This window comes from Stackebrandtia albiflava (assembly GCF_007994225.1).
Lineage (GTDB): Bacteria > Actinomycetota > Actinomycetes > Mycobacteriales > Micromonosporaceae > Stackebrandtia > Stackebrandtia albiflava.
In genome coordinates, this window is sequence record NZ_VLLL01000005.1 from 257,501 (window position 1) to 269,714 (window position 12,214).

A 12,214-nucleotide genomic window follows, 5' to 3' on the forward strand; every position below is an offset into this window, starting at 1 on the left:
CGATCCGACCGTGGGTAGCGGAGCCGTGTAACGGCGCCCTCGCAGGAGGTTCGGATGCGGATTCTTGGTATCAACGCGGTGTTCCACGATCCCGCCGCGGCCTTGGTGGTGGACGGTGAGATCGTCGCCGCCGCCGAGGAGGAACGGTTCAGCCGGCGAAAACACGGCAAGTCGCCGGTCCCGTTCGCCGCGTGGGAACAGCCCGAGCAGGCCGCCGCGTGGTGTCTCCGGCAGGCGGGGATCACCGCCGCCGACCTCGACGCGGTCGGTTACTCCTACGACCCGGCGTTGGTGGATCACGACTCTCCCGGGCTCGATCCCGGGTGGGAACGGCTGCGCACCCGCTACGCCGAACGCGCCCCGCACTTCCTGCGCAGCGTCCTGCCGGGGCTGGACCCGGGCATCGTCCGGTTCGTGCGGCACCACGAGGCCCACGCCGCCTCGGCGGGCCTGGCCGCGCCCTTCGACGAGTGCGCCGTCATGGTGGCCGACGGCCGCGGTGAGAACGGGTCCTACCTGGCCGGTCAGTACCGCGACGGCAAACTGGAGCAGTTGGCCTTCGAGACGCTGCCGGACTCGCTGGGCCTGATGTACGAGGACCTCACGGCGCACCTGGGGTTCCGTAGGTCCAGCGACGAGTACAAGGTGATGGCGCTGGCCTCCTACGGCAAGCCGCGTTTCCTGCCGGAGCTGACCGAGGCGGTCCACCTGTCGGGCGAGGGCGGCTTCCGCACCCGCCCGATCGACTGGTCGCTGCTGGCACCCGCGCGGCGACCGGACGGCCGCATCACCGACGACCACGCCGACCTCGCCGCCAGCGTGCAGACCCGGCTGGAACAGGTGCTGCTGGAGTTGACGCACTGGCTGCACGGCGTCACCGGGTCACCGAACCTGACGCTGGCCGGGGGAGTGGCGCTCAACTGCGTCGCCAACACCCGGATCGCGTCGGAGGGACCGTTCGACCGGGTGTGGGTGCAGCCGGCCGCCGGTGACTCCGGTACCGCGCTGGGGGCGGCGCTGCACCTGGCCGCCGAACTGGGGGAGACCATCACCCCCATGGCCGGCGCCGACCTGGGAAGGTCGTGGAGCGACGACGAGATCGAACGCATCCTGCGCACCGCCCGGGTGCCCTACGAGCGGCCCGCCTCGCTGCCGGAGGCGGTGGCGGCGACACTGGCCGCCGACGGGGTCGTCGGCTGGTTCCAGGGCAGGGCCGAGTTCGGTCCCCGCGCCCTGGGGAACCGATCGCTGTTGGCGCATCCGGGCAAGGCCGACAACGTGGAACGCCTCAACGACGTCAAGGGCCGCGAGTCGTTCCGCCCGGTCGCGCCGATGGTGCTGGCCGACCGCGCGGCCGAGATCTTCACGCGCGGCCCGCTCCCGTCGCCGTACATGCTGTTCGTGCACGACATCCTTCCGCAGTGGCGCGACCGGATCCCCGCCGTCGCACACGTCGACGGCACCGCGCGGGTACAGACCGTCGACCCGGCGGCGCAGCCGCTCATGGCGGCCACGCTCGCCGAGTTCGAGTCCCGCACCGGTCTGCCGGTGCTGGTCAACACGAGTTTCAACACGGCCGGACGGCCCATGGTGGACAGTCCCGCCGACGCCCTGGAGTGCTTCGGGGCCGCGCCGATCGACATGCTCGCCATCGGCCCGTTCGTGGTGCGCCGCCCATGATCGAGTACACGGTGGTGATTCCGACGGTGGGCCGTCCCGGCCTGCCCGCTCTGCTGCACGCGGTCGCCGACGGCGGTGACCACGCCGCCCGCGAGATCGTCGTGGTCGACGACCGGCGCCGCGGCGACGACCTCGCCATGCCGGAGCTCAAGGTGCCGACCCGGCTGCTGCGCGGCGACGGCCGGGGGCCCGCGGCGGCGCGGAACCTCGGGTGGCGGCACGCGACCACGCCGTGGGTGGTGTTCCTCGACGACGACGTCGACATCGGACCCGACTGGCATCAACGGCTCTTCGAGGACCTCGCCGGACAGCCCGCCGAGGTGGGTGCCGTCACCGGCCGCATCCGGGTGCCGTTGCCGGAACGACGCCGCCCCACCGACGCCGAACGGGGCACCGCCGCACTGGAGTCGGCGCGGTGGATCACCGCCGACATCGCCTACCGGGTATCGGTCCTGGAGGCGGTGGGCGGCTTCGACGAACGGTTCCGCCGCGCGTTCCGGGAGGACGCCGACCTGGCGCTGCGGGTGTCGCGCGCGGGATACCGCGTCGAGGAGGGGCGGCGACTGACGTTCCACCCGCTCAAGCCCGAACGGGTCTTCGCCAGCGTCACCGCGCAGGCGGGCAACCACGCCAACGCGCTCATGCGCGCCAAGCACGGCCGCCGGTGGCGGCAGCGCATCGGTGAGGGCTCCGGGATGCTCGGACGGTACGTACTCACCACCGGACTCGGCCTCACCGCGCTGGTGGCGGCCCGACGGGCACCCCGGCTCGCGGTGGCGGCGGGGATCGGCTGGGCGGGACTGACCGCGCGGTTCGCCGCCGCCCGGATCAGGTCCGGCCCACGCGATCCCGCCGAGGTCGCCCGGATGGTCGTGTCCAGTGTGCTCATTCCGCCGGCGGCGGTGGGCGCCCGGTTGGCGGGGGAGCTGCGGTACCGCCGGCCCCGCCGGCCCGCCGCGATCCTGTTCGACCGGGACGACACGCTGATCGTGGACGTCCCCTACCTCTCCGACCCGACCGCGGTGACGCCGGTCGCGGGTGCCCGCGACCTGCTGGACCGGCTGCGCGCCGCCGGGATCAAGGTGGGCGTCGTGTCCAACCAGTCCGGTGTCGCCAAGGGCCTCATCAGCCGGGACCAGCTCGCCGCGGTGGAGGCCGCGGTGCGAGACGCGCTGGGGCCGTTCGACACCTGGCAGGTGTGCCCGCACGACGACGGCGACGGCTGCGACTGCCGCAAACCCGCGCCCGGCATGGTGCGGCGGGCCGCCGCCGACCTGGGGGTGGACCCGGCCGACTGCGTCGTCATCGGTGACACCGGTGCCGACGTCGCCGCCGCGGGCGCCGCCGGCGCGCGCGGAATCCTGGTGCCGACCGGCCGCACCCGGCCCGAGGAGGTGGAGTGGGCCGCCGAGTTCGCCCACGTCGCCTCCGACCTGCGGCACGCCGTCTCGATCGCCCTGGACGGTGGCGCGTGAACCGCAGGGTACTCGTGGTGCGCCTCGACAACATGGGCGACGTGCTGCTGGCCGGCCCGTGTGTGCGGGCCGTCGCCGCCGGTGCCGGATCCGTGGTGATGCTGGCGGGCCCGCACGGCGCCCGGGCGGCGGAACTGCTGCCCGGCGTGGACCGGGTGTACAGCTGGCGGGCGCCGTGGATCGACCTGGAGCCGCCTCGGGTGACCCGGCCGATGATCCTGGAACTGTCGGAACGGCTCCGCAGGCTGCGGTGTGACGCCGCGCTGATCCTGACGTCGTTCCACCAGTCGCCGCTGCCGACGGCGATGGTGCTGCGGATGGCGGGGATCCCGTGGATCGGCGCCGTCAGTGAGGACTACCCCGGTTCGCTGCTCGACCTGCGGCACCGGGTTCCCGACGACATTCCCGAACCGGAGCGGGCACTCGGCCTCGCCCGGGCCGCCGGATTCGACCTCCCCGAGGGAGACCACGGCGGCCTGAAGGTGCGGCGGCCGCTTCCGGACGTGACCCCGCTCGTCGGCGGGGAACCGTACACGGTGGTGCATCCGGGGGCGTCGGTACCGGCACGGCAGATGACCCCGGAGCGTTCGGCCCGGCTCGTCGCCGCGTTGACCGGGGCCGGTCACCGGATCGTGGTCACCGGTGCGCCCGGAGACGCCGTCCTCACCCGGCAGGTGGCGGGTGAACACGGTCTCGACCTCGGCGGTCGCACCGACCTGCCGCAGTTGGCGTCGGTACTGGCCGGCGCCCGCGCGGTGGTGGCGCCCAACACCGGACCGGCCCACCTGGCGGCCGCCGTCGGCACACCCGTGGTGAGCCTGTTCGCGCCCGTGGTGCCCGCCGAGCGGTGGGCGCCGTACCGGGTGCCGCACGTCCTGCTCGGCGACCGGACCGCGGCGTGCCGGGACAGTCGTGCCCGGCAGTGCCCCGTACCGGGGCATCCGTGCCTGGACGGCATCCCGGACGCGGAGGTGATCCGGGCCGTGGCGGAACTGACCTCCGCCGAGGACGCCGTCTCGAACCGAATGGAGTCAGTCGCATGACGAATCCGGATTCCACCGTGGAGGAACACTGGCGGGAGTTGTCCGCCACGATGACGCGCATGTTCGACTCGGCCGACACCGTGCGCCACTGGGGGCGCCACCTGGTGACCGTGTTGGGCGGCGGCGGCCGGCTGCTGGCCTGCGGCAACGGTGGAAGCGCCGCCGAGGCGCAGCACCTGACCGCCGAACTCGTCGGGCGGTTCAAGGACGACCGCGCGCCCTTCTCGGCGATCCCGTTGCACGCCGACACCTCCACGGTCACCGCCATCGTCAACGACTACGGCGACCAGGAGGTGTTCGCGCGGCAGGTGCAGGCCCACGGGCGGCCCGGTGACGTGCTCGTGGTCCTGTCCACCAGCGGACGGAGCCAGAACGCGGTCGCCGCCGCCAAGATCGGCCAGGAGTGCGGGTTGACGGTGTGGTCGCTGACCGGGCCGACGCCGAACCCGCTCGCGTCGGCCAGTCACGAGTACATCGCCGTGGAGACGACCAGCGTGCCGACCGTCCAGGAGGCACACCTGGCGATCATCCACGCGCTGTGCGCCGTCTTCGACGAGACCTTGAAGCAGGGATCATGAAGCCGCTCCTCATCATCGGTGACGCCCTCCTGGACGTGGACGTGGACGGCCCCTCGCACCGGTTGTCCCCGGAGGCGGCCGTTCCGGTGGTCGACGTCGCCGGACGACGCTGCCGCCCCGGCGGGGCCGGCCTCGCCGCCTGGCTCGCCGCCGGCTGCGGCCACGAGGTCGTGCTGTTGACGGCGTTGGGGAGCGACCCGGCGGGCCGGGAACTGCGCGCCCTGCTGTCGGACCGGGTCGAGATCCTGGACCTGGGCTGGCGCGGCACCACGATCACCAAGACGCGGGTCCACGCGGCGGGACTGCCGCAGGTACGACTCGACGAGGGGGCCGGCACGGTCAGCGCCGAGCCGCTGCCGCCGCGCACCGGCGACGTGGCGCGCGCCGCGGGCGCCGTCCTGGTCGCCGACTACGGGCACGGTGTCACGGCGCACCCGGAGGTGCGGGCGCTGGCCAGTGGTGCGGCGGACACCGTCCCGCTCGTGTGGGACCCGCATCCGCGTGGCACCGCGCCGGTTCCCGGGGCGACGGTCGTGTGCCCCAACCGGCGTGAGGCCGCGCACTTCCTGCCGGGCGAGGGCGACCCCGCCACTCGGGCGACCGGACTCCGCCGGTTGTGGAACGTCCGGGCCGTCGCCGTCACCGTGGGAGACGACGGCGCCTATCTCGCGCGCGACGACGCCGCCGCCGTCCACGTCCCGGTGCGCGGCCTGGTACCGCTGCGGCCCGACCTCGACACCTGCGGCGCCGGTGACCGCTTCGCGGTGGCCGCCGCCGGTGCCCTGCACAGTGGACGCGAGCTGGCCGACGCGGTGGCGCACGCGGTGGCCTCGGCGTCGGAGTTCGTCGCGGCCGGCGGCGCGGGAAGCGTCACCGTGTCGAGGACCGACATCCCCCTCCACCGGTTGACCGAGACCGCGGCGGACACCGACGGTCTCGCCCTCGCCGACCGGATCCGCCGGACCGGCGGCCGGCTCGTCGCCACCGGCGGCTGCTTCGACGTACTCCACCCCGGACACGTCGCCCTGCTCACCCGCGCGCGCGAGCTGGGCGACGCACTCGTGGTGTGCCTCAACTCGGACGAATCGGTGCGACAATTGAAGGGTCCCGACCGTCCGATCATCCCCGCCGAACACCGTGCGCGGCAACTGCAGGCGCTCAGACCGGTCGACGCGGTGACGATCTTCGCTCAACCGACCCCGGTGTCGGTCCTGGAGGCCATCCGGCCGGACGTCTGGGTCAAGGGCGGCGACTACGACGAGCGGACTCTGCCGGAGACCCCCGTGGTGCACCGGCACGGCGGACGGGTCGTCATCCTCCCGACCCTTGACGGCTACTCCACGACCGGTCTGCTCGGCCGCACCGCCGGCACCATCGAATACCAGGAGGAGTCCGTATGACGACAGGAAACGTCATCATCACCGGCGGCGCGTCGGGGCTCGGCGCGGCCACCGCCGACGCCGTCCACGAGGCCGGCGGCGTGCCGTTGGTCATCGACGTCAGGCAACCCGATTCCACCTACGAGTTCGTCAAGGCCGACCTGGCCGACGGCCGTGAGGCCGAACGTGCCGTGGAGGAGTTCGCGCGACGGCACGGCCGGATCGACGGCGTCTTCACCGCCGCCGGGATCGACGTGTGCGGTCGGCTGGAGGACGTGCCCGCGACCGACTGGGAACGGGTCGTCCAGGTGAACCTGCTGGGTACCGCCGCGGTCGTGCGCGCCGCGCTCCCCTACCTGATCGAGTCACACGGGACGGTAGTCACCTGCGCCTCCACACTGGGCATCAAGGCCGTCAGCGACGCCACCGCGTACTGCGCCGCCAAGTTCGGCGTCGTCGGGTTCACCCGGGCGCTGGCGGCGGAGACCGCGGGCAGTGTCGGTGTCACGCTGCTCATCCCCGGCGGGATGAGCACGGCGTTCTTCGACTCCCGGACCGAGCAGTACCGGCCACCGGCCGACGCGAAGCTCAACGACCCGGCGGCCGTGGCGCGCACGGTGCTGTTCGCGCTGGGGCAGCCGCCCGGCTGCGAGGTTCGTGAACTCGTGGTGTGTTCGTCGGAAGAGAGCTCCTGGCCGTGACCCGGCCGGTCCTGGTGTTGCGGGCACTGGGGGTCGGCGACCTGCTGACCGCCGTGCCCGCACTGCGTGCGCTACGGCGCGCCGCACCGGGCCGTCGCGTCCTGCTCGCCGCGCCGGAGGGGCTCGCGGAACTGGTCGCGATGATCGACGCCGTCGACGAACTGTGGCCCACCGCCGGGCTCGGCGCACTCCGCGCGCCCGCGCCCGTCCCGGAGCTGGCGGTGAACCTGCACGGCAGCGGCCCGCAGAGCATCGACGACCTGCGTGCGACCGGCGCGCCCGGGCTGTTGAGTCACCGGCATCCGGAACGTCCCGACGTGGACGGTCCGCCGTGGCGTGACGAGCTGCACGAGGTCGACCGGTGGTGCCGGCTGGTGGAGTACACCGGTGTCACCGCCGACCGGGGCGACCTGGGTCTTCCACCGGTCGCCCCGCACGCCGAGGCGGGTGCGATCGTCGTGCACCCGGGCGCGGCGTACCCCGCCCGGCGTTGGCCGGCGTCCCGGTTCCACCGGGTGGTGCGGGAACTGCACCGACGCGGGCACCGCGTCGTGGTGACGGGTGGCCCCTCCGAACGCGGGTTGGCGGCGGCGGTGGCGCGGGGCACCGGGCTCGGGGCCGGGCAGGTCCTGGCGGGCCGTACCGGACTGGCGGAGCTGGCGGCGGTGGTCGCTTCCGCTCGGTTGGTGATCTGCGGCGACACCGGGGTCGGGCATCTGGCGACGGCGTTCGGCACCCCGTCGGTGCTGTTGTTCGGCCCGACACCGCCGAAACGCTGGGGGCCGCCGCCGGAGCGGACCCGGCACCGGGTGATGTGGGCGGGTGACGTCGGCGACCCGCTCGGCGACCGGCCGGATCCGGGACTGCTGCTGCTCCACCCCGACCGGGTGCTGGCCGTGGTGGACGAGGTGTTGGCCTCGCCGGTGCCGCGCTGACGGGCCGGGCGCCCGGGCGGACGTCGAGCTTCAGTCGAAGCAGGAGCGCAGTCCGGCGAGGGTGCGGCGGATCAGGCGGGAGATGTGCATCTGGGAGACGCCCACCCGGCGGGCGATCTCGACCTGGCTCATGTTCTCGAAGTACCGCAGGTAGAGCACCCTGCGTTGCACCAGCGGCAGCTCCCGGAGCATCTTGCGCACGGTGAGCCTCGCCTCCACGGCGTCCAGGTCCCGGTCGTAGTCGCCGACCAGGTCGCCGAGTTCCCAGTCGCAGGAGGACTCCGACCGGGCCGCCTTGTTGATCGACCCGACGTTGTAGAGCTGGTCGGAGTGGCGGCCGAGCATGACCTCGGAACGCGACAACCCCACCTCGGCGGCGATGTCGTCGATGCTGGGAGTGTGCTTCAACCGTTGGGCGAGGGTCTCCTGGACGGCTCTGATCTGCAACCGCACCTCCTGGACCCGGCGCGGCACGCGCATCGCCCAGCCCTTGTCCCGGAAGTGGCGTTTCAGTTCGCCGTCGATCGTGGGTACCGCGAACGCGGCGAACGAGGTGCCCACGTCGGGGTCGTAGCGGTCGACGGCCTTGATGAGGCCGAGCCTGGCCACCTGTCGCAGGTCGTCGTTCGGTTCACCCGAACGGAAGTAGCGTGCCGCCAGCCGGTCGGCCAACGGCAGTCCCGCCTCGATCGCGGTCCGCCGCAACCGGGACCGCTGTCCGGGGTCCGTCGCGCGGCCCAGTGATCGCAGTGTGTCGTCGAGCGGAACCGATCGGCCGGACCGGTTACCGGCGCATGTCACCATGGAATCCCCCGTCAGTCCACGGTGGAACACCGTGTCTCGGTGGAGCCCGCTGCCCTGAGCCCCCGGCGGCACCCGTTCGGGCGACGCCACGGGGCAGCCTATCCACAGGCACGCCCGCTTCGGGCCGGTTTCGCCGGTTCCGGTGGGACGGTCCGGACCGTCCCACCGGTTACGCGTCGGCCTCCCGGACGGCTTCGGCGACCCGCTCCTTGATCGTCTCGGGCGGGTCGTCGCCCGTGTCGTCGGCGACACCGAGTCCCGCCGCCACCCGCGGTGCCAGGGCGGCCAGCTCGTCACTCCGGTACGCCTTCAACCGGGGGAACTCGTAGCGTTCCTCGTGGGCGGCGTGGCTCAGTACGGCGGTCCGCAGCGCCTTGAACGCCTGGGGGAACTCGTCGGACTCCGGGTCGACGTCGGCGAGCCGGCGCAGCAGCTCCTCGGCGCCCACCTCCTCCGCCACCCGGTCGGCCGCGACCTCGGCGGTGCCGTCCGACAACGACTCCGCGACCGGGTGGACGAGTTCCTCCTCCACCGTCTCGTGGACGGTCAACAGTCCCCGTAGTTCACGCCACGGTTCACCCCGGTCGGCGGGAGCCGCCTTGCTGATCCGGACGAACAGGTCGTCGATGCGGCCGTGCTGGTCGAGCAGCAGGTCCACGGAGTCCTCAGCCATGACGGTCTCCTCTCGCGCCGTGCGGGACGGATTCGGTGACGACGGTGGTGTCAGGCATGCGACGCGTCCGTCCGCAGGCTCTCGACCGGGTGCGGTCCCTCGGCCTCCACGCGGTACTCGTCTCCGAACACGCGCCGGTGTTCCTCGATGACGCGGTCGCTCGCCGGAGCCTCACCGGCCATCAGCCTCTCCTGCATCCGCTCGAAACGTTCGTGCGCCTCGGTGACGTACCCCGTCCCCAACGTCGTGAGGTCGATCTGGGTGGCCAACAGCTCCCGTAGCAGGGCCTTGTTGGGTTCGAACCGCACCGGTTCGGGCAGCGTCTCGGGAAGGATCGACGCCGGGTCCTTGTCCATCTGCTGCTTCATCAGCTCGCAGGCGGCCTGGAGTTGGGCCACCTCCATGTCCAGGTGCCGTTCCCAGATCGACTTGACGTGGGGATCGGTCTCCTGCTGCATGAAGGAGTAGTAGAGGTAGCACTCGTTGTACTCGTGGGTGACGAGCTGCTCCCACCAGGTCTCCGCCGGGTCCACCAGAGACTCGTAATGGGTGACGTGCTCCTCCTCGATCAGGGCGATCTCCTGGTAGAGCTGCCTGGCGATCGGCTCCATGTACTGGGGTCCGACGTTCATGTAGAAGTTCATGGTCTGCTGCTCGGCCGCCATGACGGTCAAGGCGTGGAGCCGCGAGATCGGTGCGGCGGACGACTTGTCGTAGGGCTCGCGCAGGTTGTCGACCGGGTCGCGGTGGTGTAGCGCGGTGGGGCGCCCGGGCATGACCTCCGTGAGGTCGTCCACCACCTTTCTCGCCTTCCGCCGCTCCACCATCTCGAACAGGTTCGCGTACCGGTACAGGTGGTCGAAGTCCTCCAGCACACCGAACTCGTACGCCTGCTTCAGGTACGGGTCGGGTTCCTGGCGGGACACCCACGCGGTGAGGTCCACGGCGACCTGCTCGTACGCGATGGTGGTCTCCAGCGGACTGGAGATCCCCGGCAGCAGCCAGTTCACGACCTTCTGCTGTTGGGCCTCCACGTAACGGATCCCGGCCAGTTTCGCCCGCACGTCCGGGTCGGTGCAGTGCCGGGCGAACTGGTGGCTGAAGAGGACGGCCTCGACCTCGATCCCGTTCATGGTGATGATGCGGCAGCGCGTGTAGGGGTCGGCGTCGATCGGGTCGATGGGGGCCACGTCGAGCTCCCGGAACGTGCGTACCTGCTTGTCGAGCGGTGTGCCCCTGTGGTCCAACGGGTTGAACATCCGGCCTCCATGGCGTCGCGGGTTTGCCGTGCTCGGCTACCCAGGGACGTGGCGCGCTAACGCGCGGCCGGGCGGTGATTTCGCGGGAGTGCCGGTGCCGGGGGTGCGGCGACGATGACGTGTCACGTGAGGTTCCTCCGGATCCGGGGAGACCTCAACCACCCCGTGGCCGGTCGCGGTGGATTCCGTCGCATCCGGCGGTCAAGATGACGTATGACCGACACACCGATCAGGCATGTGACCGTGGCCGACGGACACCGACTCGCGGTACGACGACGGGGCGACGGCGGCGTGCCGCTGCTGCTGGTTCACGGTTTTCCCTGCACCGGCCTGATCTGGTCCCACAACATCGGACCGCTGGCCGAGGCCGGATTCGACGTGGCGGCCCCGGACCTGCGCGGATACGGCGACTCCGACTTCGCGCCCGACGGCTTCTACGACTTCGCCGCCTTCAACCGGGACCTGATCGCGATGTGCGACGCGTTCGGGTGGGACCGCTTCGTGGTGGCCGGACACGACCTCGGCGCGATGATCGCCATCGACATGGCCAACCGGTACCCGGACCGGGTGGACCGCCTGGTGATCCTGGACGACTCCATGCCGGACCTGCCGGAGGAGTTCGCGGCGGCGGGCATCCCGTCCGGCACGCCCAAACCGGCGGTCTACGACTACCAGCGGCGGCAGGGCCGGCACGCCGACGAACTGGTCGCCGAACTGGCCACCCCTGCGCAACGGCGCCGCTACATCGCCGAGTTCTTCGGGCACCGGATGTGGTGCCCGCCCGACGCCTTCTCGGAGGCCGACCTGGAGGTGTTGACCGCCCCGTACGCGGACGCCGACCGGTTGCGGGCGTCGTTCGCCGACTACGAGGTCGTCATGGGCACCCGCCCGGTGTCGGCTCCGGAACTGGTCGACCGGCCGGTACGGCAACCCGCCCTGATGCTGATCGGCCCCGACCAGGTGACCGTGGGGGAGCCGTCGCACGTCGAACGACGGGCCGCGATCGCCTTCCCACGGCTGGTGGGACCGTTCTGGGTGCCCGGCTGCGGTCACTTCATGCCGTGGGAGAAACCCACGGTGGTCAACCGGGCGGTGGCCTCGTTCTGTGGCGACCTGTTGGGCCGCACCCCCTGATCGGGCCGTTCACGGCGACGTGGTCACCGGCCCGTCGGCGCACGGCCGACCGTATCCGGTTCGCTCTCGTCCTGTGGCACCCCCATGCCGCCGTTCACCGTCCCGGTCCCCGTTCCACGAAGACGACTCGCTACCGGGCGGCGCGGGCGCGCCGACGCGTCGATCCCGTGTGGACCGTTCCGGTGTCGTTCCGCACCACGGGCGGCCGTGTCTCGTCATTCCGCCCGGCGGGCGGGCCGTGGCGTTTCCTCCCCTTCGTTGTTCGGCCACCCGCCTCGGGCCCTGTGCATGCAGGCCGAGTGGCCGGAGGGCCGACTGCTTGACCCCACAAGGGACATGTACCCCGCCGTTGAACGGCGCAAACCCTCCCACGGTATGGCGGCAGTCGTCCGTCCGAGGTACCGCAACCGGCCCACCGGTGGCACGCCGGCGTCCACGGGCGCGGCCGGCCGGGACCGGGGTGTCGAGGGTGGCCGGTCGTTCGGTTGCGGTCCATCGGATGTCGTCGGCACCGCCCGCAATGGCAGAGTGGTGCTCCCCAGACGTGCCGCCG

At 72.2% G+C, this 12,214-nt stretch carries 11 protein-coding genes; 8 read left to right on the forward strand and 3 right to left on the reverse strand.

All coding sequences use genetic code 11. From position 1 onward, the window contains the following. The first annotated feature begins 54 nt into the window (after positions 1-54). The 7 genes from LX16_RS02005 to LX16_RS02035 are packed head-to-tail and all read left to right on the forward strand — an operon-like array spanning position 55 to position 7,791. On the forward strand, positions 55-1,680 hold the full coding sequence (locus LX16_RS02005; RefSeq protein WP_147132229.1) for a carbamoyltransferase family protein: 1,626 nt from the start codon (positions 55-57) through the stop codon (positions 1,678-1,680). Beyond that, complete coding sequence (locus tag LX16_RS02010) at positions 1,677-3,155, forward strand: HAD-IIIA family hydrolase (RefSeq protein ID WP_147132233.1); 1,479 nt, start codon at positions 1,677-1,679, stop codon at positions 3,153-3,155. Before LX16_RS02005 ends, LX16_RS02010 begins: the two co-directional genes overlap by 4 nt. Before the next feature lie 32 nt (positions 3,156-3,187). After that, positions 3,188-4,198, forward strand: a complete 1,011-nt coding sequence (locus LX16_RS02015) for a glycosyltransferase family 9 protein (RefSeq protein WP_147136859.1) — start codon at positions 3,188-3,190, stop codon at positions 4,196-4,198. Next, positions 4,195-4,776 (forward strand): D-sedoheptulose-7-phosphate isomerase, encoded by a 582-nt coding sequence (locus tag LX16_RS26845; RefSeq protein WP_170283838.1) that lies wholly within the window; start codon positions 4,195-4,197, stop codon positions 4,774-4,776. Before LX16_RS02015 ends, LX16_RS26845 begins: the two co-directional genes overlap by 4 nt. Beyond that, a complete protein-coding gene (locus tag LX16_RS02025; RefSeq protein WP_147132236.1) occupies positions 4,773-6,176 on the forward strand; it encodes a PfkB family carbohydrate kinase in 1,404 nt (467 codons plus the stop codon). The genes LX16_RS26845 and LX16_RS02025 overlap by 4 nt, the downstream gene beginning before the upstream one ends. Next, positions 6,173-6,856, forward strand: coding sequence for an SDR family oxidoreductase (locus LX16_RS02030; RefSeq protein WP_147132238.1), 684 nt, complete (start codon positions 6,173-6,175; stop codon positions 6,854-6,856). Before LX16_RS02025 ends, LX16_RS02030 begins: the two co-directional genes overlap by 4 nt. Continuing rightward, entirely contained in the window at positions 6,847-7,791 is a 945-nt protein-coding gene (locus LX16_RS02035; RefSeq protein WP_147136862.1) for a glycosyltransferase family 9 protein, read from the forward strand. Before LX16_RS02030 ends, LX16_RS02035 begins: the two co-directional genes overlap by 10 nt. A gap of 30 nt (positions 7,792-7,821) precedes the next feature. On the opposite strand, the gene LX16_RS02040 is transcribed toward LX16_RS02035, so the two are convergent. From LX16_RS02040 to LX16_RS02050, 3 genes are all read right to left on the reverse strand, one after another. Then, positions 7,822-8,595 (reverse strand): SigB/SigF/SigG family RNA polymerase sigma factor, encoded by a 774-nt coding sequence (locus LX16_RS02040; protein ID WP_147132242.1) that lies wholly within the window; start codon positions 8,593-8,595, stop codon positions 7,822-7,824. Between the two features lie 169 nt (positions 8,596-8,764). Then, positions 8,765-9,268, reverse strand: coding sequence for a hemerythrin domain-containing protein (locus LX16_RS02045; protein WP_147132245.1), 504 nt, complete (start codon positions 9,266-9,268; stop codon positions 8,765-8,767). A gap of 50 nt (positions 9,269-9,318) precedes the next feature. After that, on the reverse strand, positions 9,319-10,527 hold the full coding sequence (locus LX16_RS02050) for a hypothetical protein (RefSeq protein ID WP_147132248.1): 1,209 nt from the start codon (positions 10,525-10,527) through the stop codon (positions 9,319-9,321). A gap of 213 nt (positions 10,528-10,740) precedes the next feature. Here LX16_RS02050 and LX16_RS02055 point away from each other — a divergent pair, with 213 nt between their 5' ends. Next, positions 10,741-11,661, forward strand: coding sequence for an alpha/beta fold hydrolase (locus LX16_RS02055; protein ID WP_147132251.1), 921 nt, complete (start codon positions 10,741-10,743; stop codon positions 11,659-11,661). Positions 11,662-12,214: the final 553 nt, after the last annotated feature.

Excerpts from the sequence above, each read along its gene's own strand:
- LX16_RS02010 (WP_147132233.1), top strand. The coding sequence starts at position 1,677 with ATGATCGAGTACACGGTGGTGATTCCGACGGTGGGCCGTCCCGGCCTG.
- LX16_RS02030 (WP_147132238.1), top strand. The coding sequence starts at position 6,173 with ATGACGACAGGAAACGTCATCATCACCGGCGGCGCGTCGGGGCTCGGC.
- LX16_RS02015 (WP_147136859.1), top strand. The coding sequence starts at position 3,188 with ATGGGCGACGTGCTGCTGGCCGGCCCGTGTGTGCGGGCCGTCGCCGCC.
- LX16_RS02005 (WP_147132229.1), top strand. The coding sequence starts at position 55 with ATGCGGATTCTTGGTATCAACGCGGTGTTCCACGATCCCGCCGCGGCC.
- LX16_RS02025 (WP_147132236.1), top strand. The coding sequence starts at position 4,773 with ATGAAGCCGCTCCTCATCATCGGTGACGCCCTCCTGGACGTGGACGTG.
- LX16_RS26845 (WP_170283838.1), top strand. The coding sequence starts at position 4,195 with ATGACGAATCCGGATTCCACCGTGGAGGAACACTGGCGGGAGTTGTCC.
- LX16_RS02045 (WP_147132245.1), bottom strand. The coding sequence starts at position 9,268 with ATGGCTGAGGACTCCGTGGACCTGCTGCTCGACCAGCACGGCCGCATC.
- LX16_RS02040 (WP_147132242.1), bottom strand. The coding sequence starts at position 8,595 with ATGGTGACATGCGCCGGTAACCGGTCCGGCCGATCGGTTCCGCTCGAC.
- LX16_RS02050 (WP_147132248.1), bottom strand. The coding sequence starts at position 10,527 with ATGTTCAACCCGTTGGACCACAGGGGCACACCGCTCGACAAGCAGGTA.
- LX16_RS02055 (WP_147132251.1), top strand. The coding sequence starts at position 10,741 with ATGACCGACACACCGATCAGGCATGTGACCGTGGCCGACGGACACCGA.